Genomic DNA, 21,797 nt, shown 5'->3' on the forward strand with positions numbered 1-21,797 from the left:
TTGTTACTGCATGTAATAGGCATTGTATGTAGAACAAATAGGGATGACGAGGAACAATTTCAAGCCACCGGCCATTTTGCTCCCGCACACTATCCCACAGGAAATATGTATTGCATATGAACAAGGGCTTAGCGTAGTATGCACGCCGTTCGGAGGGGTGGCAGAGCGGCTGAATGCACCGGTCTTGAAAACCGGCGATGGGCGACCATCCGTGGGTTCAAATCCCACCTCCTCCGCCATATTCAAAGAGAAAGCCCAAGCGGTCACCCGCTTGGGCTTTTTCGTTTCTGGCATTTTAACTGACATGTCACATGGACGATAAAAATGGCTCGGGTTGTCCCAGAGCCATTTTCAACTTGAATGATGGCTTAGATCCGCCCCTGATAGCGCAGGGGGAAGCGGCCCTGACTGTCGGGCTGGCCGAGGAAGGGGAGCCCTTGCTGCATCTGTGGCGGCAGTTCGGGGCCCGGTTTCAGGGTGCCCTGGAACAGGTATTGGCCATTAGGTTGCAGCTCGAGGCGACCCATGGTCTGCACCGCATCGGAGCCCTGCTTGAGTTCGGCCACCAGTTTGGAGTCGAGGCAGGTGAGCTTCAGCTCGGGGTCGGCCAGATCCAGCTTGCCCGCCGGGGTATCGGCGCTGGCGTTGTACCAGTCGAGGTTGCCGTAGAGGTTGTCACACCAGGGGTTGCCCTGGGCAAACTGCTCCACTTTGAGCTGCAGCTGGCCGCTGACGGTGAACGGGATCGGCAGGCGCATCGGCACCCGGCTCAGCAACCAGGGGGCGGGGGCGTTGAGGGTCAGATCCCGGCCGAAGGCGGCGCCATTCCAGCCGACAACGCCCTGACCGTTGAGGCCGTTGCGATCGCCAAAGCGAATGGCCACTTCGGGGGCGAAGCGCAGCAGCGACCAGCCGTTGAGATCCCAGCGCAGCTGGTTCACCGATTCGCTGGCATATTGCAGTCGGGCAATCTGGCCACTCCAGAGCGTGCCGCTCACCCCTTCCAGTTTCAGCAGGTTGGCAATGTTGGCAGGCAGCGGCAGATGGCGAGCCACTAGCGCTGCAGGCAGGGTGGCCAGCAGGAAGACCAGATAGGCTGCCAGAAACAGGCTGGCAATCAGGATGCGTTTTTTCATAGGAAACGACTCAACTGCAAGAGAGAAACCCGGCCCGGCGCACTGGCTACATGGCGGTGAGAGAGCTGCAACCGGCGGGGAGTGACGATGGGATGTTTCATTGAGGACGACTCAACTGCAAACGTCTGACCTTGACCAGACCCGGGGCCAGGTCCTCGCGGGCGATCTCGATGATTTGAACCTGAATGCCGTGCTGCTCCACCAGAGTGGAGAGCCAGAGCAGCAAGTCATCGAACTGGACCGTGTCGATCCACACTTGCAGCTCCTGCGCCTGGGGTTGCAGCCGGGCAATCTTGATCTTGTGATTGAAGGCGGTGCGGTTGACCACCCCTTCCAGGGTGCCGCTGGTGTCGATCTGGCGCCCCGCGCCACCCTGCATGGCCAGCACCTCTTCGCCCTTCTCCTTGAGCCAGGCGAGGGTCTGCTGCTGGTTCTGCACCTGCCGCTCCCGCTCGGCAATGCGATTATTGATCGGTTGCCAGACGCTCCAGTAGAAGAGACCGACCAGCAACAGGGCGCCACCCGCGACCACCAGCCGCTGTTCCCGTGCGGTGATGCCGTGCCACCAGCTCTGCAATTTTTCCATCATGATGATTTACCCTTGAGCACCAGTGCACCCTCTACCTTGCCCTCGGTGCTGCGCACCTCGCCTTGCTGTACCTCGAATTGCTTGCCTGCCAGCTCGCGGAACCGCTCGATCTCGGCAAAGCCGGGGGCGGTTACCTGCAGCCGCAGCTCGCGGCGACTGGCATCAAAGCGCATCACCTGCGGTTTCAGACCGGGGACTTCGGCAAAGGTGGGGGCCAGCTCGGTGAGCATCAGCAGCACGCCGTTTTGCGGGGCCTGTCCCATCTGTTGCAGGTGCTGGTTCATCTGGCTGCGCACATTCACGATGCGGCTCTCGCCCGGGAAGATGCGGGTATAGACGGCACGGATCTCCGCTTTCAGCGCCTTGTCCTGCTCGGTGAGCTGATAGAGCTGCACGCCGCGCTGGCCGAGGGCCACCAGCAGCAACAGACCCGCAGTGATGGCTACCTTGCGCCACTGCAACCAGTAGCGGGCATATTCGGTTTGCGGCCGGTAGGGGCCGGTCAGCAGGTTGGCGCGGCAGGTGAGGGCCCCTTTGGCCAGCAGCAGCATGGGCAGCTCGGGCTCCGCCGCCTGCCAGTTGGCGGCTGCAATGGCGGGCACCGGAGTGTGGCTGTGGATGGTGACCGGCTCGGCTTCGGTTGCCAGCAAGATAGCCAGCAGCGGTTCGTCGGCAACGATCCCCTGACAGGGGCCCTGGCGCACCAGCCATTCGCTGCCGAGTTGCAGCGCAGACCAGCCATCAGCGGCCTGTGGCAGCGCCAGCACATCGGGCAGCAGTTGCAGACTCTTGAGGCCAGCGGCATCGAGCCAGCCGAGCCACTCGGCCATCTTCTGCCGATCCACCGCCATCAGATCCACCTGCTGGCCGTCGTGGGCCAGCACCACCAGATGGAGCTCGTCTACGTCGGAGGCGATCTGCTCCTCCAGCAGGTAGGGGAGGGCTGCTGCCGACTGGCGGTTGTAGCGACCCGGCAGGGTGACGCGCCGGAAGATCAGATCGCTGCCCGGCACCAGCGTGACCACGGGGCGGCCACCGGCCCGCTCCTGCAGCTCGCCCAGGGCATTGGCCGAGGGCAGGGTGCCGGAGGCGATGATCTCCTGCTCCTGACCGGACCAGACCAGCCAGGCCACGGGTTGTTGTTTATTGGTCCCCAGTCGGATGACCAGACTTTCGCTCACGCATCTCTCTCCTGCGATACCGGTTTGCGCAGGGCGTTATGCGCCCTGGCCACTGGTGCGCAGCCCGCAGGCTGCATCCAACATCTCTCGTACCCGCGGGCGAGTGCCTGCAGGTGCGCTGTTTATTCGGCGCCGCTACTGAGGCGGCGCAGCATGACCAGTTTATTGTCCTTGCCCCGCTGGAACAGGGTCTCGAGCCAGGCCCGGTTATCGCCGACTTCCGCCACCATGCGGGCTTCGAAGAAGTCGCTTTTCACTACCAGCGCCTCTTTCAATCCTTTGACCGTATCGGGCGGAGCGAGCATGTCCGTCATCAGCTTGCTCTCTTTCCACCCCTTCTGCGGTCGCTCGTTCAATATCCGTTTGGCATCATCCAGCCCTATTTTGCCCAGATAGAGGGCGACCAGCAGCTCGGGGCTGTCGGGCGCCAGAGTATTGATATTGATTTTCAACTTGTCGCTCGGCAGGGCGCAGACGTAGGGGGCCAGTCTGGCATAGACCCTGGCCGTCACCCCGCGCACCGCCCGCAGCTCATCCTTGCCCAGCATCCACTGATTGGCGGTGAGGTAGGGTGGCTTGAGCCCCTCGTAATAGGCGTCCTCTGCGCCAAGGCTGGAGACCAGCACCGTATCCTTGTCAGTCCAGTCACGGATGGCATCGGTGAGCTGGGCCGCCTCGTAATCATCCATCGCCAGTTGCTTGAGCAGTTCGCGAAACACCTGCACCGGATAGGGTTGCTGTTCCAACTCCTCGCCGCTCCCCGCCTTGGAGGCCACGCTCAGGCTGTTGAGGTTGAAGCAGGATTGCAGGTCGGTCACCTCGCCCTTGAGCTGGCCATCGTCCACCGGAAACACCGTATTTTTGCGGGCCCAGTTCTGGCTGAGATTGACCACCTCGGGGTTGTCCTTGAAATCCTGTGTCAGCACCTTGCTCACCAGCGCTTCTGCCGAGAGGGCATACCACCACGCCTGTTTGCCGGTGGTGATGTTGGCGGTGCGGCGCAGCTCAAGCTGCAGGCGGCCGCTCATGTTGCTGGCGATGATCACCATCACCGAGAGGATCAGCAGCACCATCAGCAGCGCCATGCCGCGCTGGCGACCGGGAGCGGCGAGATTAGCCCGCATTGGCGCTACCCCCGTTCTGGCTGTCACCATTACCGCCGCTGGTATTGTTGTTGCCGCCATTGTTCCCATTATTGCTGTCGCTGCCACCCCCTTGGTCGGGGTTGCTGCTCTGGCTGTTCTCTTCGGCGCGCTGGCCACCGGCACCAATCAGGAACTGACGGCGAATGGTGCCGTAATCTTCCAGATCCAGCTCCACTGCCAGCCCATGGGGCAGCACGCTGCGCTGGGTCCACTCCTCCTTCCAGTTACCCTTGTCGAAGAAGTAGAGGCGAAACGCCGTGACCCCCGCCAGCACCGGCTGGATGCGCGGTTCGGTGCCGATCACCGGATCCGGATAGAGGTAGCTCAGGCGCTCAAGCTTCTGATCCTTGAGGCGCCAGCCGACCCGCTGCAGATGGGAGCGGGGCAGCATGCCGTCCGGGTTGAGCCAGCCGCTGCGCATAAAGGCCATGCCCCAGTCATCGCTCTGTTGGCCGAAACGGGAGGCCGCCAGCAGCACCTTGTTGTTCTCCCCCTCGATGCGGCCACTGCGCGGCACCATCTGGGTGACGTCTCGCTCCAGCAGGGTGAAGGCGAGTTGCAGTTCGTTGAGGCGGGCCTCCTTGCGCTTGGCCACCTCGTCGCTGGTGAGCACCCCCTGCAGCACCTGATAGGCACCCATGCTGAGGCTGGCGAAGATGGCGATCGCCACCAGCATCTCCAGTAGGGTAAAACCGCGCTGACGAGCTGGCCGAGCATGCGGCAAGCGAATTGACGATCGCTCTCTCGGCGTCTCGAGCAGGGTGAAACCGGCGTGACGGACGGGGCGAGGCGTGCGGGCAACGTGCTGGGTCATCGGCTGATATAGGTCCGCATCATGGCGACCGGGTTCTCGGCCTTGGGCTCGGTACGCACTTCCATATCGAGCGCCCGGAAGTTGTTGTCAGCGGTGGCAACGCCGCGATAGCGCCAGTACCAAGTGCTGCCCGCCATCTGCTCATCCCCTTCCACCCAGCTGTCGCCGGGCCACTTGTTCTCGAGCTTCTGTTGCACCAGCTGGTTCTCCACCACCCAGGTGGCGAGTGTCTTCTGCTCCAGATAGTTGAGGGCCGAGAGGTGTTCGCTGGCGGTTTTCATTACCGCAAGCCCGGCGATGGCAAAGACCGCCAGCGCCACCATCACTTCGAGTAAGGTCATGCCGCGGGCGTTCATCGTGCCACCTGTTGAGGGTGTGGTTGGCACAGCAGTAGCGCCACCATCACTCCTTTCTCAAACAACGTCATGCCGCGGGCGTTCATTTGCTCACCTCTTCATCTTCATCGCCGGTGAGCTGGGTGAGGCGGCCGAACTCGTCCCCTTTGACGATGCGGGTGTAGCGGACATCCTCATCCTGCTGGGTGAAGGTGAGCACGAACGGGCTCAGCTCGCCTCCCGGGAAGATGAGCAACTGAGGAGTGCGCTCCTTCTCGTCGCGCTTCTGTTCGGTTTTCTCGTCGGAGTCCGGTTGCCAGCCAAAGCCTTCCAGCTCCAGTGTCAGCGTCATGTTCTCGGCCAGTTGCACCGGCCCCAGTTGCTTGTCGCCAGTCAGGGCCAGCCACTTGCGATCCTTGGCCTGACGCTGCATAAACTGCCAGCCGTTATCCTCGATGCGAATGCCTACCAGCCGACCATCCATCACCGCATACTCCTGCGCCAGCTGCAGCGTCGCCATCAGACGACGCGCCTGCTTGTCCAGCTCCCGATCCCCTCTGGCGCCTCCCATGCTGAGGGTGACGGCGGTGGCCACCAGTCCCATCAACATGGCGACCAGCAACACTTCCAGCAGAGTAAAACCGGCTTGGCGACTCTGTTTCATGGCGCCAGCCTCAACTGCATAGCGGTAGCCTCAAGCCGACCCATCAACATGGCAACGAGCAGCACCTCCAGCAGGGTAAAGCCGGATTGGCGACGAGCAGATGGCGCAGCCCTCATTCAGGCTGCTCCAGCAAGGCGGAGTGAATGCGCTGGCGGCACATCACTTATTGGAAATCCTTCAGGTTCCAGTTGCCGATGTCGTCATCAGTACCTGCTTCACCATCCAGACCCATGGAGAAGATGTCGATCTTGCCGAACTGGCCCGGGCTCAGCAGCTGGTACGGGTTGCCCCAGGGATCTTGCGGCAGGCGCTTGATGTAGCCGCCATCGCGGTAGCTGCGCGGCGCCGGATCGATGGAGGGCTTGGTCACCAGTGCGTCCAGACCCTGTTCGGTGTTCGGGTAGCGGTTGTTGTCCAGCTTGTACATGTCGAGGGCGTTTTCCAGCGCCACGATATCGGAGACCGCTTTCTGCTGATCAGCCTTCTCCTTGTTGCCCATCAGGTTGGGCACCACCAGACTGGCCAGAATGCCCAAGATCACGATGACCACCATGACTTCCAGCAGGGTAAAACCGGATTGACGACGCTTTTGCATTACTTTGACTCCCTCACAGATGAGATGGCATGAACCATCGACGATTGATTGTTAAACCGCGATCGTTCGATTACGCCTGTCGGCTAATCGAACCTACGGGGTCGATTGGATTGGTAGGTTCGCATAGGGTCGCGTATTTGGACGTCCGAACCTTACATATTCACCATATTGTTCAGTTCCAGGATCGGCTGCAGGATCGACATCACGATAAACAGCACTACCCCGGCCATGGAGACCACCAGCATGGGTTCGAACACCCCGAGGGCAATGTTCACCTGGGATTCAAACTCCCGATCCTGGTTGTCTGCCGCCCGCTCCAGCATGCTGTCGAGCTCGCCGCTCTGCTCGCCGGAGGCGATCATGTGCAGCATCATGGGCGGGAAAATCTTGGTCTCGGCCAGCGACTTGCGCAGACTGGTCCCTTCGCGCACCCGTTCGGCGGCCTCGAGAATGCGCATTCTGGCAAAGTCGTTGGAGAGCACTTCGCCGGAGATCTTCATCCCCTCCAGCAGCGGTACCGCACTGGCGTTGAGGATGCTTAACGTGCGAGCGAAGCGGGCGGTGTTGAGACCGCGACTGACCCGGCCAATCACCGGCAGGCCGAGCAGCACCTGATGCCAGCGTCGGCGGCGCTTTTCATCGGTGAGCCACCAGCGCCAGACAAAGCTGCCAAGGAAGATCAGCAGCAGGAACCAGAGGCCGTAGGCCTGCATCAGTTCGCTGGTGCCGATGAGAAAGCGGGTGGTGCCCGGCAATTGTTGACCCATGTGTTCAAACTGGGCCACCACCTTGGGTACCACCGCGGTGAGCAGGATCGAGATAACCCCGATGGCGACACAGGTGAGCACGATGGGGTAGATCATCGCCTGCAGCAGCTTGGTGCGCATATGCTGGCGCTGCTCGGTGTAGTCGGCGAGGCGGTTGAGCACTTTTTCCAGATGGCCCGATTTTTCACCGGCCGCCACCATGGAGCGAAACAGCTGGTCGAATACATGGGGAAAGGCCCCCAGCGAGTCGGCCAGCGAATAACCTTCCACCACCTTGCTGCGCACGGTCGCCACCAGAGAGCGCAAGTGGGCTTTTTCGCACTGCTCGGCCACCGCTTTGAGCGCCTCTTCGATGGTGAGACCGGCGCCCACCAGAGTCGCCAGCTGGCGAGTGATCAGGGCCAGCTCGGCAGTGCTGGCACCACGACGAAACAGGGCGAAGCGGGTCGCTTCCCGTTTCGCCTTCTCGGTGGTCTCGTTCACCTCGAGGGGAGTGAGCCCCTGTTCACGCAGCAGCTGGCGTACCTGACGGGCCGAGTCGCCCTCCATTACGCCGCTCTTGCTGCGTCCCTTGTTGTCGAGGGCCTTGTATTCGAATGCCGCCATCTCAATCTTCCCGGGTCACGCGCAGCACCTCTTCGAGGCTGGTCTGCCCCTTGAGGACCTTGTCGATGCCATCACGGCGGATGCTTGGGGTGTGGCCGCGGATCAGCCGCTCGATGGCGAGCTCGCCGCTGGCGCTGTGAATGGCTTCACGCACCGCTTCGTCGATCACCACCAGCTCGTGGATGCCGGTCCGGCCACGGTAGCCGGTGTGGTTGCACAGCTCGCACCCGACCGGACGCCACACCTGCTGATCGGGGGCCAGCTCGATGCCCATGGCGAGGCGCTCCTGCTCGGTGATGGGGCGCGGGGCACGGCAATCGGGGCAGAGGGTGCGCACCAGCCGCTGGGCCAGCACCGCCAGCAGGGACGATGAGAGCAGGAAGGGTTCGATCCCCATGTCACGCATCCGGGTGATAGCGCCGATGGCGGTGTTGGTGTGCAGGGTCGACATCACCAGGTGACCGGTCAGCGACGCCTGTACCGCAATCTGGGCGGTTTCCAGATCTCGGATTTCCCCCACCATCACCACATCCGGATCCTGACGCAAAATGGCGCGCAAGCCGCGGGCGAAGGTCATGTCCACCTTGGTGTTGACCTGGGTCTGGCCCACCCCTTCGAGGTCATATTCGATGGGGTCTTCCACCGTCAGGATGTTGCGATCCCGCGAGTTGATTTCAGACAGCGCCGCATAGAGGGTGGTGGATTTACCGGAACCGGTCGGGCCGGTGACCAGAATAATGCCGTGGGGCTTGCGAATAAGCTCGCTGATAATGGTGCGGTTGGCCGCGGTCATCCCCAGCTGCTTGAGCTCGAGGCGCACGTTGTTCTTGTCGAGCAGACGCAATACCACCCGCTCGCCGTAGCTGGACGGCATGGTGGAGACCCGCACATCCACCGCCCGGCCGCCGATGCGCAACGAGATACGGCCATCCTGCGGTACCCGCTTCTCGGCGATATCCATCCGCGACATCACCTTGATCCGCGACACCAGCAGTGAGGCTAGCTTGCGATGGGGGCGCAGGATCTCCCGCAGCACCCCATCGATGCGAAAACGGATCACCAGTGCCCGCTCGAAGGTCTCGATATGGATATCGGAGGCCTCCTCCTTGATCGCCTCGCTCAGCATGGCGTTGATGAGGCGAATGATGGGGGCGTCGTCATCGGCGTCCAGCAGATCTTCGCTTTGCGGCAGCTCTTCGGCCAGGGCGAAGAAGTCCATCTCGTTGCCGAGATCTTCCATCAGCTGGCGCGCCTCTGAGGAGTCGCGCTGGTAGTGGGCCATCAGCAACTCTTCGAAGGCGTCGTTGTCGAGTTGCTCCACCGCGAAGCTGCAACCCGCCACCCGCCGCACTTCCAGCAGGGCTTGCGGGGTGACGCCGGGGCGACACTGCAGCACGGGGGTGCCGTCCCGCTCAATCAGGATCACCCCGAAGTTGCGGGCAAAGACAAAGGGGAGCTCGGGCAGTGGCGCAGGCCCGGCGCTTCCATCCAGATGGTAGGCACTCATCAGGGCTTACTCTGCACAAACGGGGTGGTGGTCTCGACAGTGTTCTGCTGTCTGCTCCGCATCTCGTTGATCTGCTTCTGGATCTCTTTTTGCAGCTCGGGCGACACCATCACATCCTGACCGTAGGCAGGCAATACCTGACGGGCGGGGGAGGTGAGATACCCCTCCTGCGAGGCGGCATTGAGCTGCTCGGCGCGGAACAGGGAGTACTTGTTGCTGGAGACACCGGTATAGACGTCTGCATCACGCAAGATGGTCGGCCGGATAAAGACCATCAGGTTGCGCTTGGCGGTGGTGTTGGAGGTGGAGCGGAACAGATAACCCAGCACCGGGATATCACCCAGCAAGGGTACCTTGGAGACCTGCTCCTTGGTCTGTTCGTCCATCAAACCGCCCAGCACCACGGTTTCGCCGCTTTTGACCAGTACCGCGTTCTTGACGGTTCGGGTATCGAAGGTGGGGCCAAGGTTGGCAGTACCGGTCGCCTGGGTCTGGGCGACGCTGGAGACCTCCTGCTCGATATTGAGCAGCACCGAATCCCCTTCGTTGATCTGCGGGGTCACCACCAGCTTGGTGCCCACCGTCTTGCGTTCGATGGTGTTGAACACCTGATCGCTGGTGGTGGAGCTTTGCGAGCCGCTCTGGACCGGGACCTCCTGACCGACGTTGAAGGAGGCCTCCTTGTTGTCCATGGTGACGATACTCGGGGTGGAGAGAATATCGTTCTTGGTGTTGGAGGCCAGCGCCGTGGCCAGCATGGCCCAGTCCCCCCTATAGAAACCGGCGGCCATGCCGTTGAACTCTTTTAGCAGATTGGCTGCGGTGTCGGTATTGCCGTCCTGGTAATCCTTACCGGCGGCGATGGCGCCGCCGATGGGCAGACCGGAGTTGGTGAACTGGGTGCCGCCGCCGTTGGCATTGCCCCACTGGACGCCAAGGGTGAGGCCGTCACCGTCCTGCATCTCGACGATGATCGCCTCCACCAGCACCTGGGCGCGGCGGATGTCGAGCTTGGCCACCACCTGCTCCAGTTCGGACATCACGTCCGGCTGGGCGGTGATGACCAGCGCATTGGTGGTCTCGTCGGCGGAGATGGCCAGCTTGCCACCGCCGATGCTGGCACTCCCTGTGGTTGCGCCGCCCTTCTTGTCGGCCTCGATGCTGGAGCTGACCCCCTTGAGCACCTCGACCATGTCTTTGGCCTTGCCATATTTGAGGTAGAAGACCCGGGTATTGCCCTGGCTCTGCAGGTCGCGGTCGAGCTGACGCACCATCTGGATGATGCGGGCGCGCGCTTTCGGCTCACCACTCACTACCACAGAGTTGGTGCGCTCGTCGGCTACCACCTTGGGGGAGAGCAGCAAGGAGGCGGTGCCGCCCTGTGGGTTGCCATCCTTGTTGAGGTTGGTCACCAGCCGCACCATTTCACCCGCCGAAGCGAACTTGAGCTTGATGATGTCCACATCCTGATCGCCTGCGCGGTCGACCCGGTTCACCACTTCCACCAGCCGGTTGACCACGGCGGCGCGGCCGGTGATCAGCAGCACGTTGGAGGGCTCGTAGTGCACCACGTTGCCACCACCGGCGTTGTCGTTGAGCTGGCGCAGCAGTGGCGCCAGTTCACGGACCGAGACGTTGCGCACCGGCACTACTCTAGTCACCATCTCGTCGCCGGAGCCCGGGTTGCTGCCATCCACCACCGGAATGGCGGAGGTCTTGGCATCCCGCGAGCGCAGCACCTTGAGCACCCCGTTGTCCATCGGCACCACGGCAAAGCCGTAGACGTCGAGCACGCTCAGGAAGAACTGGTAGTATTGCGCCTCGTTGAGCAGGTCGTAGCTGCGCACGTTGATCTTGCCGCGCACCGAGGGCTCTATGATGATGGTTTTATTGAGGTTCTTGCCCACCGTATTGATGAATTCTTCGATGTCGGTGTTCTTGAAACTGGCCGAGTATTCGGTGGCCCAGGCTGAGCCCGCCATCAACAGTGCCGCTGCGACAGTGGCCAGACGCCAGCCTTTCCCTTTAGTGGTCATTATTGGTACGACTCCAAATCATTATTCTGACAAGCGCACATAGACATCGAACTGTTCGCCCTGTCGCTCGACGGTCACTGTCATTTCCGTTGCGCCAGCCAGCTGCTGCATCGCCTGCATGGCTTGCATGTTGTCCCGTAAGTCCAGCCCGTTGATGCTGATGGCCAAGTCATTGGTCTGCAGCCCGCTCTGGTTGAAATACTCCGGATTGCGGCCCGGGTTGAGGCGATAGCCGGTCATGCGGCCATTCACTTGAACCGGTGAAATATTAAGGTAATCGGTGATCTTGCCCGGATCGGCCATCAGCTCGCTGCGCAGGGAGCCAAGGGGGGCTGCTTTGCCAGTCTGCGGCAGCGGTTTGCCATACTCCTCGCCATCCAACATCAGGGTCTCGTCGCGGCCATCCCGCTCGATGATCACCCGATCCGGATAGACCTGCCGGATCCGCGCCTGGGTGCCGTCAATCATGTCGCCAATACCATAGGAGTTCTGGATGCCTGACATGGCGATGATGGCGATGGATTTGGCAGGATCTGAACTGGCCAGCACGCCACTTAACTGAGCATTGAGCTGGGTGCGCGGCGCATTGGCGGCCACAGCGGCTTTGGCCTGCACCTTGGGGATCGCCTTGCCAAACAGCGCCAGTCGGCTCACCTCGCCCAGCTCTAGGCGCGGGTTGCTCTGGCCGCTGACCGCCACGGCGGACGGTTGCCACGGCTGGCTGGTTTGCGGGCTGGCCAGGGTGAGCAGACGCCAGGTGAGGGCGGCGCTCTGTTGCGCCAGCATGATCAGCAGCGCCAGAAAGGCCAGCTGGGTGACTCTGGTCATGGGAAGCCGCCGGCACTGGGCCAGCAGCATGGTCAAGATCTCATCCCTGAATCGTAGCGTCATATTAATCAACAAATTCCAGGTTCTGGGGTGGCTGCGTATTGTGTACGGCTGAGAGCCGTGACACAACGGTTCCGGGCGCGCCAAGCCGTAAAAATGGATGTTTCATCACACCGTAACCCTTTGAATGCGCATATAAAGTGGCACTCTGGCGAGGTACTTCCTGCTTGCCAGCGAACATCAGGGCCCGGTGCGTACTCACCCTCGCCAATCTTGCAGTGCCTTGAGGGTCACGCTCTGTCCGGCGATCTGCAACACGATGTATTGTTGGTCGATGGTGGCGAGCACGACCCCCGGGGCGATTTCGCTGCTCTCCCGGTATTCGCGGCCATTGAGTACCACGGCCCGCTTGGCGGGGTTGGAGGAGAACACATGAGAGCCGTAGCTCAGCTGCGGCACCTGCTGGCGCACCGACAGGGGCGCCGAGCCCAGCGCCATCAACTGGGCCGGTTGCACGCTCTGGCTGGCGGTGTGTGGCGTCTCCTGCAATGGCGTTTCATTGAGGGCTTTCATCAGCTGCTCGGCCAGACTCAGTGTGGGGGGATTCCCCTTGCTGGCCCCTTCGTTTTTGGCCACAGCTCTGGGTTGGACCACCGGCTCCGGCAGGGGCGGGGGGAGCGGACGGGTCACCATCGCCTTGGGTTCGACCCGCACGAAGGGTGGGGTGATTACCTCTTTCACCTCCACCTTCTCCTCGATGGGGCGCAGGTGGATCAGGTGCCAGCCATAGTTGGCTCCCGCCCCCAACAACAGGGCCAGAGGGGCCAGCAGCCAGCCGATGCGGCGGGGGCTGCGCTCCTCTTCCCGGGGCATGGGCAAGCCCATGGCCGGGATATGGGCGGAGAGTTGCGGTTGCTGCGCTCGGTGCAGCGCTTTTAGCAGGGTAGACATCAGGAGGCCTCCTCCAGTCTGGGCATGGGTTCACCGGAGAGGGCGTTGAGACGCAGCAGGGTGTTGCTGCCAGCGATGCCATCAGGGGTCAGGCCTTGGTCTTGCTGGAACTGGCGCAGCTTGTGTTTGAGCTCGTCATCGAAACGGCGCACCTTGCGCTCGGGTTGTTGCAGCGCACGGCTCAGGGCGTTGTCGAGCCACTGGATCTGGGTCTGACCGGCATTGCTGGCGATCAGGCTGACGCCCCCTTTCGGCATGCGCCAGAGCAGGGTGTAGCTACCGCCCCAGTTGTCGCTGAGCCACTGACGATCCACCTGCCAGCTCTGGTCGCCGATCATCAGGCTGGCCTTGCCCGGCCCCAGATTGACCAGGGTCGCGTAGTAGAGGCCGCCGGTGTCGTCGGTCAGAGTGATCATGGCGGGATGCTGCAGGGCGCGCAGCTCGTCGAGGCTCGCCTCTCCCTCCTGACAGCGCAGACCGGCACGGGGCGCGTTGTCGCAGGTCGCCTCGAACGGTTCCGGTTCATAACCCCAGACCCGATAGAGATTCTGCATGGCGCTGTCGGGGTCGATGGCCTGATTGATCGCCTCGGTCAGTTGCTCCTGTTGCTCGGCGGTCTCGTCGATGGTGACCGGCACCTCGACCTTGACCACCGGTCGGGTGGGGAACACGCCGAAAAATTGCCAGCCCCACCAGCCTGCGGCCACCAGCAGGGCGCCAGCCAGCGTCACCATCAGAGCGGCGACCCAGCTTCCTTCGTCCCGAACGCCATTGACCTCAAAGGCGGCCTGGCTGATATCGCCGTGGACAATCTTGTAGCTGCCACGGGCGAAGGCGGCGATCAGGGCGCGGTCGCAGATGAGGTTGATGAAGCGGGGGATGCCGCCGCTCAGGCGATGGAGTGTCTTGATGGCGCGCGGGGTAAAGATGGGCTGCACACAGCCCGCAACTTGCAGCCGGAAGCGGACGTAGGCATCCACATCGCGGTGGGAGAGCGGCAGCAGGTGATAGCGGGCGGTAATGCGCTGGGCCAGTTGGCGCAGCAGCGGTTGGCGCAGCATCTGTTGCAGCTCGGGCTGGCCGATCAGCACCACCTGCAGCAGTTTGCGTTCGTCGGTTTCGAGGTTGGTGAGCAGCCGCAGTTGCTCCAGTACCCCGGGCAGCAGGTGCTGCGCCTCATCCACCAGTACCACGCTGCGCTTGCCCGCCGCCAGGTTGGCCAGCAGGTGATCGCGAATAAGGTCGAACAGCCGCTTGATCCCGGCATCGTCAGGATAGGGGAGTTGAAACTCGTCGCAGATGGTGGCCAGCAGATCCCGTTCGGTCAGGGAGGGGTTGAGGATGTAGGCGATCTCGGTCTCGGCGGGCAACTGTTGCAGCAGGCAGCGGGAGACGGTGGTTTTGCCGGTGCCCACTTCGCCGGTCAGCAGCACAAAGCCGCCGCCATCCTGCAATCCATAGTTGAGATGAGCCAAGGCTTCGCCGTGGCGCTCGCTCATATAGAGGTACTTGGGATTGGGCGAGATGGAAAACGGATGTTCCGAGAGGCCGAAGAACTGTGTGTACATGAGGGGATTCTTTTGTGGCCGGAGACAGATGAAATAATGTCTCAGGATGATAGCAAACCTCGAATTCATTTAAAGCCATCATTGGCGAAGGGGGGGGGGCAAATTGCGGCCTTTTCCTGCCATCTTGTGATCCAGATAGCGGCGCGCCGGGATATTGCGTTCGAAAGATCGTCACCGAGGCTAAAAACAAGTTTTTGTCGATGAGTTGCCGACCTGAACACTTTCCCTCTTCTGCCGCTTGAGCCTCTGTTCGGCAGCGGCTGCCGAACAGAGGGCTTTGCGGTCTGGCCCCTCACAGGCGCAGCAGCAGCAGGCTGCCGATGGAGTAGCCAGCGCCAAATGAGCAAAGTACACCGCGGGCACCGCTCGACAAGTCCTGGTTGAACAGGTGGAAGGCGATGATAGAACCCGCCGAGCTGGTGTTGCCGTAGCTATCGAGAATGACCGGCGCCTCCTGCTGGCTGGCATCGTGGCCGAGCAGCTTGCGACCGATGAACTGGTTCATGGTGAGGTTGGCCTGATGGAGCCAGAGCCGGCTCAGGCTCTCGGCAGGCCAGCCCTGCTCATCGAGCTGGTTTGCTATCTGGTCGCACACCAGCGGCAACACCTCCTTGAACACCTTGCGTCCCTGCTGGCGAAACAGCTTGTCGTCGCTGTAGCGGGTACGCGGGCTGAGCCGGTTCAGAAAGCCGAAGTTGTTGCGGATGTTGTTGGAGTACTGGGTCACCAACTTGCTGGCTACCAGTTGCCACGGATTGGCCACCTTGCAATCGGCTTCCCGCTCCAGCAGCACCGCGGTGCAGGCATCACCGAAGATAAAGTGGCTATCACGATCGCGAAAATTGAGATGCCCAGAGCAGATCTCCGGATTGACCACCAGCGCCACTCTGGCGGTGCCTGCCGCCAGCATGTCGGCGGCTGTCTTGATGCCGAAGGTGGCGGAGGAACAGGCCACGTTCATGTCAAAGGCCATGCCGCTTGCCCCCAGATAGTGCTGCAGCTCGATGGCCAGCGCCGGATAGGGGCGCGGCATGTTGGACGCCGCGACGATCACCAGATCGATCTCGCCCGGTTCGCGGCCAGCGGCGATCAGCGCTTGCTCGGCGGCGGCCACCGCCATCTCCACCATGATGGAGGGCATCTCGTCGGGCCGCTCCGCCATCAGCGGTTGCATGATATCGGGGTTGAGCACCCCTTCGCGGCTCACCAGATAACGGCTCTTGATGCCGGAGGCCTTCTCGATGAACTCGCAGCTGGAGTGCTGCTTGGCGGAGAGCTGGCCGGCGTCGATGGCGGAGGCGTTCTCCTCGTTGTAGAGATCCACATACTGGTTGAAGGCGGCCACCAGCTCTTCATTGCTGACGGCAAAGGGTGGGGTATAGAGGCCTGAGCCACTGATCACGATAGAGGTCATCTTTGCTCCTCGCCGGGTGCGTTCCCGGCTTGTCGGTTTATAGGGTAGAGAGGGTTACAGCTGGTCGATCGCCGCAGCGAGACCCGCCAGGGTCAGCGGATGCATCCGTCCGCCAACCACGTCATTCATCAGTTTGATGGAGGGATGCCAGAGCCACTCCCGCCGCGGGGTGGGATTGATCCACACCAGTTTGGGAAAGTGCTGCTGCAAGCGGGTAAGCCACACCTGACCCGACTCCTCGTTCCACTGCTCGACACTGCCGCCCGGCCAAGTGATCTCGTAGGGGCCCATGGTGGCATCCCCCACCAGGATCACCTTGTAGTCGCTACCATAGGTGCGCAGCAGCCGCAGGGTATCGAACCGCTCCTCAAAGCGGCGCTTGTTATCCTTCCAGACGAAGTCGTAGAGGCAGTTGTGAAAATAGAAGTACTCCAGATGCTTGAACTCGTGGCGCAACGCAGAGAAGAGGCGCTGCACCTCGGCCACGTGGGCATCCATGGAGCCTCCCACGTCGAAGAAAACCAATAGCTTCACCCCGTTGTGGCGCTCGGGCCGCAGTTTCACATCGAGCCAGCCCTGGCGGGCCGAACTTTTTATGGTGTCGTCGAGATCCAGCTCGTCGGGATTGCCTTTGCGCACCCAGCGCCTGAGTTTGCGCAGCGCCAGCTGGATGGCGCGCTGGCCAAGTGGTGAGTCGTCGCTGAAGTTGCGGTAATGTCGGGCCTCCCATATCTTGGCCGCCTTGCCGTGCTGCCCTTTTCCACCCATGCGGACGCCCTCGGGGTGAAAACCGCCGTGGCCAAACGGGCTGCTGCCACCAGTCCCCACCCACTTGTTGCCACCGGCGTGGCGCTCTTTCTGCTCGTTCAGCCGCTGGTTAAGGGTCTCCAGCAGCTTGTCGAGTCCGCCGAGGGATTTGAGTAACGCCTTCTCCTCTGGGCTCAACAGCCGTTCGAACTCCTTGCGCAGCCACTCCTCGGGCAGGCTTTCCGGCAGCAGGGGTATAGCTTCCAGCCCCTCGTAGTACTCGGCAAAGGCGCGATCGAAGCGATCGTAGTGGGCCTCGTCTTTCACCAGCAGGCAGCGGGAGAGTTGGTAGAACTCGTCCATATCGACAGCGACCAGCCGGGCAGCCAGTGCGGCGTGCAAGTCCAGCAACTCGCGCAGGCTGCACGGCAGCTTGTGGCGGCGCAGGTGGGTAAAAAAGTCGATCAGCATGGGTCAGCTGCCGCGCCGGGCCAAAAAGGCGAGCTTCTCGAAGAGGTGCAAATCCTGCTCGGTCTTGAGCAGAGCGCCATATAGCGCGGGCACCAGCTTACCGGGCTCGCGGGTACGCATCGCCTCGGGGGCGATATCGTCGGCCAGCAGCAGGCGGATCCAGTCCAGCAGCTCCGAGGTGGAGGGCTTCTTGCGCAGCCCCTCTACCTCGCGCAGCTCGAAGAAGAGATCCATTGCCTCGCCAAGCAGGCTCTCCTTGAGGTCGGGGTAGTGGAGTTTGACGATGGCCTGCATCTCGGCCTTGTCGGGGAAGCGGATGTAGTGGAAGAAACAGCGGCGCAGGAAGGCATCCGGCAGCTCTTTTTCGTTGTTGGAGGTGATGATGACCACCGGCCGCTGGCGTGCCTTGACTCGCTCACCGGTCTCGTAGACATCGAACTCCATCCGATCCAGCTCCAGCAACAGATCGTTGGGGAATTCGATGTCGGCCTTGTCGATCTCGTCGATCAGCAGCACCGGTCGCTGCTCGGCGCTGAAGGCCTGCCACAACTTGCCTTTACGAATGTAGTGGCTGATATCGGCCACTCTGGGGTCGCCGAGCTGGGAGTCCCGCAGCCGGGCCACCGCATCATATTCGTAGAGTCCCTGTTGGGCCTTGGTGGTGGACTTGATATGCCAGGCAATGAGGTCGGTGCCGAGATGGTCGGCGACCGCTTCCGCCAGCACCGTCTTGCCGGTGCCCGGCTCCCCCTTGATCAGCAGCGGTTTTTCGAGGGTGATGGCGGCATTGACCGCCATCCTCAATGCATCGGAGGCGAGATACTGGCTGCTTCCTGAAAATCCCATAACGTCGGTTCCTTTGACGATTGGCGCCCGGAGTCAGGGGCCAGAGAGAATAAGCTCTATATGTTGTAATGCCATATGGTTATAACGAATAGTCACTTCTCATTCAGAAACCACAGGGTAATCTTGTTTCATCGTCGTAACAAACACAGGGATAGCACCATGAGCAAAATTTTTGAGGACAACAGCCAGACTATCGGTCACACCCCGCTGGTTCGTCTCAACCGTGTTACCAAAGGCCGCGTGCTGGCCAAGATCGAGAGCCGCAACCCCAGCTTCAGCGTCAAGTGCCGGATCGGTGCCAACCTGATCTGGGATGCCGAGAAGCGCGGCATCCTGACCAAGGGTAAGGAGATCATCGAGCCCACCAGCGGCAACACGGGTATTGCTCTGGCCTTTGTCGCGGCAGCTCGCGGCTATCCCATCACCCTGACCATGCCGGCCACCATGAGCCTGGAGCGCCGCAAGTTGCTCAAGGCGCTCGGTGCCAATCTGGTGTTAACCGAAGGGCCGCTCGGCATGAAGGGGGCCATTGCCAAGGCCAACGAGATCCTCGAATCCGAGCCGGGCAAGTATGTGCTGTTGCAACAGTTTGAAAACCCGGCCAACCCGGAGATCCACGAAAAGACCACCGGCCCCGAGATCTGGGATGCCACTGACGGCGAGGTGGATGTGTTTGTGGCCGGGGTCGGTACCGGCGGCACCATTACCGGTGTCTCCCGCTACCTGAAGCAGACCCAGGGCAAGGCGGTGGTCTCTGTCGCGGTCGAACCGGCCGAGTCGCCGGTCATCAGCCAGAAGCTGGCCGGTGAAGAGATCAAACCGGGCCCCCACAAGATCCAGGGGATCGGCGCAGGCTTTATCCCGGGCAACCTCGACCTCTCTCTCATCGATCGGGTGGAGCAGGTGACCAGCGATGAAGCCATCGAGATGGCCCGCCGCCTGATGGAGGAGGAGGGTATCCTGGCCGGTATCAGTTCGGGGGCTGCCGTCGTTGCCGCCAGCCGTCTGGCCGAGCTGCCCGAATTCGAAGGAAAAACGATAGTGGTCATCCTGCCGAGTGCGGCGGAGCGTTACCTCTCGAGCGCCCTGTTTGCCGGGGTGTTCAGCGAGCAGGAATTGCAGCAGTAAGTGATCAGATTCTGTCAAAACAGCGGCGCTCTCAGGAGCGCCGCTTCTTTATGGGCTAGACTCAATTCTGTCAGTGTCACTTGGTCCTTATTTTTTGGGGTAAAATAACAAGTTTTGGGATGAGAAAAAAAGCAGACATTCCGCTGTAAATCTCATATCCTGTGCGGCGTCACGCGGTGTTTGTTGGCTGGGTATCACAAAGTAACAAAGTGTTATTTTTCGTTATAAAATAATTTCAGGCCAGTCCTGATGCGGCTTGTAGCCCAATAACTGAAAATTGCCAACCAGCGCACCGATTACTGCACAGAAACTTGACCTGGATTAAACCATTGCGGGTCTGCTTTCGTTACTTTACAACATATCCATACTGACACGGTGGGTCAGGTTGCTTCAAAAACGACCAATCCACCAAAAAATATCAATAATATGGGGTGAAACCATGTACGAGAAGTCTGTTGTTATCACTGCTGAAAACGGCCTGCACACCCGTCCGGCAGCTCAGTTCGTGAAAGAAGCCAAAGAATTCCAAAGCGAGATCACTGTGGTCTCCGGTGGCAAGTCCGCCAGCGCCAAGAGCCTGTTCAAGCTGCAGACCCTGGGCCTGACCAAGGGTACCAACGTGACTATCCAGGCTGACGGCCCGGATGCTCAGCAAGCTGTTGAGAAGCTGGTTGCCCTGATGGACGAGCTGGAGTAATCCAGCTTTACTCCTCCCCCACAGTCGTTTTAATAGGAAGGATTATGATATCTGGCATTCTTGCGTCCCCCGGTATCGCATTCGGCAAGGCGCTTCTTCTGAAAGAAGATGAAATCGTTATCAATCAGGGCAAGATTCCCGCCGAGCAGATTGATGCCGAGATCAACCGTTTCCTCGAAGCTCGTACCAAGTCAGCTACTCAGCTGGCAGCCATCAAAGAGATGGCCGGTCGTACCTTCGGTGAGGAAAAAGAGGCCATCTTCGAAGGCCACATCATGCTGCTCGAAGATGAGGAGCTGGAAGGGGATATCAGATCCTTCATCAAAGACAACAAGGCTTCCGCTGACAAAGCCATCTATGAGGTGATCGAACAGTACGCCACTATGATGGCCGAGCTGGATGACCCTTATCTGCGCGAGCGCGCGACTGACTTCCGTGACATCGGTACCCGTCTGGTCAAGAACGTACTGGGCATCGCCGTTGTCAACCTGAGCACCATCGACGAAGAGGTGATCCTGGTCGCCAAAGACCTGACCCCGTCAGAAACCGCTCAGATCAACCTGAAATATGTGCTGGGTTTCGTCACCGACATCGGTGGCCGTACCTCTCACACCTCCATCATGGCCCGCTCTCTGGAGCTGCCGGCCATCGTGGGTACCAACGACATCACCGAGCGCGTCAAGAACGGTGACATGCTGGTGCTGGATGCGATCAACAACCAGATCATCATCAATCCGACCGCCGAACAGCTGACCGAAGCCAAGAAGTTCCGGGCTCAGTTCCAGGCCGAGAAAGATGAGCTGGCCAAACTGAAAGACTTGCCTGCCATCACCCTGGATGGCCATCAGGTCGAAGTATGTGCCAACATCGGTACCGTCAAGGATACCGAAGGTGCCATCCGCAATGGCGCCGAAGGCGTGGGTCTGTACCGTACCGAGTTCCTGTTCATGGACCGTGACGCGCTGCCGACCGAAGACGAGCAGTTCAAAGCCTACAAAGAAGTGGCCGAAGCGATGCCGGATCAGCCGATCATCGTGCGTACCATGGACATTGGCGGCGACAAAGAGCTGCCGTACATGAATTTCCCGAAAGAGATGAACCCCTTCCTGGGCTGGCGTGCCGTGCGTATTTTCTTCGACCGCGAAGACATCATGCACGCTCAGCTGCGGGCCATTCTGCGTGCGTCTGCCTTCGGCAAACTGCGCATCATGTTCCCGATGATCATCTCGGTCGAAGAGTTCCGTAGCCTGAAAGCGACCGTAGAGACGCTGAAAGCCGAACTGCGTGCCGAAGGCAAAGCCTTTGATGAATCCATCGAAGTGGGTATCATGATCGAGACCCCGGCCGCTGCCGTGATGGCTCATCATCTGGCCAAGGAAGTGGATTTCTTCAGTATCGGTACCAACGACCTGACCCAGTACACCCTGGCTGTCGATCGTGGTAACGAGATGATCTCCGCCATGTACAACCCGCTGTCACCCTCCGTCCTGACCCTGATCAAGATGGTTATCGATGCGTCCCACGCCGAAGGCAAGTGGACCGGTATGTGTGGTGAACTGGCTGGTGACGAGCGCGCTACCCTGCTGCTGCTGGGTATGGGTCTGGATGAGTTCTCAATGAGCGCCATCTCTGTACCGCGTATCAAGAAGCTTATCCGCAACACCAACTTCGAAGATGTGAAGGCAATGGCTGATCAAGCACTGAGCTTTGCCACCGCCGCTGAAATCGAAGCGTGCGTAGATAACTTTATTAAGCAGAAGGCAGTCTGCTAA

The 21,797-nt window shown here is 60.8% G+C and carries 19 protein-coding genes, 1 tRNA gene and 2 pseudogenes; 4 read left to right on the forward strand and 18 right to left on the reverse strand.

Annotated elements, in window-relative coordinates; genetic code table 11:
* Positions 1–151: 151 nt before the first annotated feature.
* Positions 152–239 (forward strand) — tRNA-Ser (locus NMD14_05245).
* A 129-nt stretch (positions 240–368) separates the two neighbouring features.
* On the opposite strand, the gene exeN is transcribed toward NMD14_05245, so the two are convergent.
* The 18 genes and pseudogenes from exeN to NMD14_05335 all read right to left on the reverse strand — a co-directional run bounded on the left by exeN (position 369) and on the right by NMD14_05335 (position 18,200).
* A complete protein-coding gene (gene exeN / locus NMD14_05250; GenBank protein XEI33829.1) occupies positions 369–1,136 on the reverse strand; it encodes a GspN family type II secretion system protein ExeN in 768 nt (255 codons plus the stop codon).
* 97 nt (positions 1,137–1,233) lie between these two features.
* On the reverse strand, positions 1,234–1,725 hold the full coding sequence (exeM, locus tag NMD14_05255) for a GspM family type II secretion system protein ExeM (GenBank protein XEI33830.1): 492 nt from the start codon (positions 1,723–1,725) through the stop codon (positions 1,234–1,236).
* Entirely contained in the window at positions 1,722–2,906 is a 1,185-nt protein-coding gene (gene exeL / locus NMD14_05260) for a GspL family type II secretion system protein ExeL (protein XEI33831.1), read from the reverse strand. Before exeL ends, exeM begins: the two co-directional genes overlap by 4 nt.
* A gap of 122 nt (positions 2,907–3,028) precedes the next feature.
* Complete coding sequence (gene exeK / locus NMD14_05265; protein XEI33832.1) at positions 3,029–4,030, reverse strand: GspK family T2SS minor pseudopilin variant ExeK; 1,002 nt, start codon at positions 4,028–4,030, stop codon at positions 3,029–3,031.
* A gap of 112 nt (positions 4,031–4,142) precedes the next feature.
* Positions 4,143–4,727 (reverse strand): annotated as a pseudogene (gene exeJ / locus NMD14_05270) (GspJ family T2SS minor pseudopilin variant ExeJ).
* A 134-nt stretch (positions 4,728–4,861) separates the two neighbouring features.
* Positions 4,862–5,221 carry a GspI family T2SS minor pseudopilin variant ExeI gene (exeI, locus tag NMD14_05275; GenBank protein XEI33833.1) on the reverse strand — a complete coding sequence of 120 codons (360 nt, stop codon included), beginning with the start codon at positions 5,219–5,221 and terminating at the stop codon, positions 4,862–4,864.
* Positions 5,222–5,303: 82 nt separating this feature from the next.
* Positions 5,304–5,864 (reverse strand): GspH family T2SS minor pseudopilin variant ExeH, encoded by a 561-nt coding sequence (gene exeH, locus NMD14_05280; GenBank protein XEI33834.1) that lies wholly within the window; start codon positions 5,862–5,864, stop codon positions 5,304–5,306.
* 5 nt (positions 5,865–5,869) lie between these two features.
* A pseudogene (locus NMD14_05285) lies at positions 5,870–5,980 on the reverse strand (prepilin-type N-terminal cleavage/methylation domain-containing protein).
* A gap of 47 nt (positions 5,981–6,027) precedes the next feature.
* A complete protein-coding gene (gene exeG / locus NMD14_05290) occupies positions 6,028–6,459 on the reverse strand; it encodes a GspG family T2SS major pseudopilin variant ExeG (protein ID XEI33835.1) in 432 nt (143 codons plus the stop codon).
* 152 nt (positions 6,460–6,611) lie between these two features.
* A complete protein-coding gene (gene exeF / locus NMD14_05295) occupies positions 6,612–7,832 on the reverse strand; it encodes a GspF family T2SS innner membrane protein variant ExeF (GenBank protein XEI33836.1) in 1,221 nt (406 codons plus the stop codon).
* Position 7,833: 1 nt separating this feature from the next.
* Positions 7,834–9,339 carry a GspE family T2SS ATPase variant ExeE gene (exeE, locus tag NMD14_05300; GenBank protein XEI33837.1) on the reverse strand — a complete coding sequence of 502 codons (1,506 nt, stop codon included), beginning with the start codon at positions 9,337–9,339 and terminating at the stop codon, positions 7,834–7,836.
* The gene (gene exeD, locus NMD14_05305) at positions 9,339–11,375 is read right to left on the reverse strand and encodes a GspD family T2SS secretin variant ExeD (GenBank protein XEI33838.1); all 2,037 of its coding nucleotides are present in this window, start codon (positions 11,373–11,375) and stop codon (positions 9,339–9,341) included. The genes exeE and exeD overlap by 1 nt, the downstream gene beginning before the upstream one ends.
* Positions 11,376–11,396: 21 nt before the next feature.
* Positions 11,397–12,266, reverse strand: coding sequence for a GspC family type II secretion system variant ExeC (gene exeC / locus NMD14_05310; GenBank protein XEI33839.1), 870 nt, complete (start codon positions 12,264–12,266; stop codon positions 11,397–11,399).
* A 195-nt stretch (positions 12,267–12,461) separates the two neighbouring features.
* Positions 12,462–13,154, reverse strand: a complete 693-nt coding sequence (gene exeB, locus NMD14_05315; protein XEI33840.1) for a GspB family T2SS assembly factor variant ExeB — start codon at positions 13,152–13,154, stop codon at positions 12,462–12,464.
* A complete protein-coding gene (locus NMD14_05320) occupies positions 13,154–14,722 on the reverse strand; it encodes an AAA family ATPase (protein XEI33841.1) in 1,569 nt (522 codons plus the stop codon). The genes exeB and NMD14_05320 overlap by 1 nt, the downstream gene beginning before the upstream one ends.
* 292 nt (positions 14,723–15,014) lie before the next feature.
* On the reverse strand, positions 15,015–16,136 hold the full coding sequence (locus NMD14_05325; protein ID XEI33842.1) for a beta-ketoacyl-ACP synthase III: 1,122 nt from the start codon (positions 16,134–16,136) through the stop codon (positions 15,015–15,017).
* 54 nt (positions 16,137–16,190) lie between these two features.
* Complete coding sequence (locus NMD14_05330) at positions 16,191–17,354, reverse strand: VWA domain-containing protein (GenBank protein ID XEI33843.1); 1,164 nt, start codon at positions 17,352–17,354, stop codon at positions 16,191–16,193.
* Between the two features lie 3 nt (positions 17,355–17,357).
* Positions 17,358–18,200: a MoxR family ATPase gene (locus tag NMD14_05335; protein ID XEI33844.1), complete on the reverse strand. Its 843-nt coding sequence runs from the start codon at positions 18,198–18,200 to the stop codon at positions 17,358–17,360.
* Positions 18,201–18,359: 159 nt separating this feature from the next.
* Between NMD14_05335 and cysK the strand changes: the two genes are divergently transcribed.
* The 3 genes from cysK (at position 18,360) to ptsI (ending at position 21,797) form a co-directional block, all read left to right on the forward strand.
* Positions 18,360–19,328, forward strand: a complete 969-nt coding sequence (gene cysK, locus NMD14_05340; protein ID XEI33845.1) for a cysteine synthase A — start codon at positions 18,360–18,362, stop codon at positions 19,326–19,328.
* Positions 19,329–19,767: 439 nt separating this feature from the next.
* Positions 19,768–20,025 (forward strand): HPr family phosphocarrier protein, encoded by a 258-nt coding sequence (locus NMD14_05345; protein XEI33846.1) that lies wholly within the window; start codon positions 19,768–19,770, stop codon positions 20,023–20,025.
* Positions 20,026–20,069: 44 nt separating this feature from the next.
* Positions 20,070–21,797 (forward strand): phosphoenolpyruvate-protein phosphotransferase PtsI, encoded by a 1,728-nt coding sequence (gene ptsI / locus NMD14_05350; protein XEI33847.1) that lies wholly within the window; start codon positions 20,070–20,072, stop codon positions 21,795–21,797.

This window comes from Aeromonas veronii, from assembly GCA_041319085.1.
GTDB lineage: Bacteria > Pseudomonadota > Gammaproteobacteria > Enterobacterales > Aeromonadaceae > Aeromonas > Aeromonas veronii_F.

What these genes read in the sequence shown, in the direction of transcription:
- exeN (XEI33829.1), bottom strand. Translation starts at nt 1,136, where the DNA reads ATGAAAAAACGCATCCTGATTGCCAGCCTGTTTCTGGCAGCCTATCTG.
- exeM (XEI33830.1), bottom strand. Translation starts at nt 1,725, where the DNA reads ATGATGGAAAAATTGCAGAGCTGGTGGCACGGCATCACCGCACGGGAA.
- exeK (XEI33832.1), bottom strand. Translation starts at nt 4,030, where the DNA reads ATGCGGGCTAATCTCGCCGCTCCCGGTCGCCAGCGCGGCATGGCGCTG.
- exeI (XEI33833.1), bottom strand. Translation starts at nt 5,221, where the DNA reads ATGAACGCCCGCGGCATGACCTTACTCGAAGTGATGGTGGCGCTGGCG.
- exeH (XEI33834.1), bottom strand. Translation starts at nt 5,864, where the DNA reads ATGAAACAGAGTCGCCAAGCCGGTTTTACTCTGCTGGAAGTGTTGCTG.
- exeG (XEI33835.1), bottom strand. Translation starts at nt 6,459, where the DNA reads ATGCAAAAGCGTCGTCAATCCGGTTTTACCCTGCTGGAAGTCATGGTG.
- exeF (XEI33836.1), bottom strand. Translation starts at nt 7,832, where the DNA reads ATGGCGGCATTCGAATACAAGGCCCTCGACAACAAGGGACGCAGCAAG.
- exeE (XEI33837.1), bottom strand. Translation starts at nt 9,339, where the DNA reads ATGAGTGCCTACCATCTGGATGGAAGCGCCGGGCCTGCGCCACTGCCC.
- exeD (XEI33838.1), bottom strand. Translation starts at nt 11,375, where the DNA reads ATGACCACTAAAGGGAAAGGCTGGCGTCTGGCCACTGTCGCAGCGGCA.
- exeC (XEI33839.1), bottom strand. Translation starts at nt 12,266, where the DNA reads ATGACGCTACGATTCAGGGATGAGATCTTGACCATGCTGCTGGCCCAG.
- exeB (XEI33840.1), bottom strand. Translation starts at nt 13,154, where the DNA reads ATGTCTACCCTGCTAAAAGCGCTGCACCGAGCGCAGCAACCGCAACTC.
- NMD14_05320 (XEI33841.1), bottom strand. Translation starts at nt 14,722, where the DNA reads ATGTACACACAGTTCTTCGGCCTCTCGGAACATCCGTTTTCCATCTCG.
- NMD14_05325 (XEI33842.1), bottom strand. Translation starts at nt 16,136, where the DNA reads ATGACCTCTATCGTGATCAGTGGCTCAGGCCTCTATACCCCACCCTTT.
- NMD14_05330 (XEI33843.1), bottom strand. Translation starts at nt 17,354, where the DNA reads ATGCTGATCGACTTTTTTACCCACCTGCGCCGCCACAAGCTGCCGTGC.
- NMD14_05335 (XEI33844.1), bottom strand. Translation starts at nt 18,200, where the DNA reads ATGGGATTTTCAGGAAGCAGCCAGTATCTCGCCTCCGATGCATTGAGG.
- cysK (XEI33845.1), top strand. Translation starts at nt 18,360, where the DNA reads ATGAGCAAAATTTTTGAGGACAACAGCCAGACTATCGGTCACACCCCG.
- NMD14_05345 (XEI33846.1), top strand. Translation starts at nt 19,768, where the DNA reads ATGTACGAGAAGTCTGTTGTTATCACTGCTGAAAACGGCCTGCACACC.
- ptsI (XEI33847.1), top strand. Translation starts at nt 20,070, where the DNA reads ATGATATCTGGCATTCTTGCGTCCCCCGGTATCGCATTCGGCAAGGCG.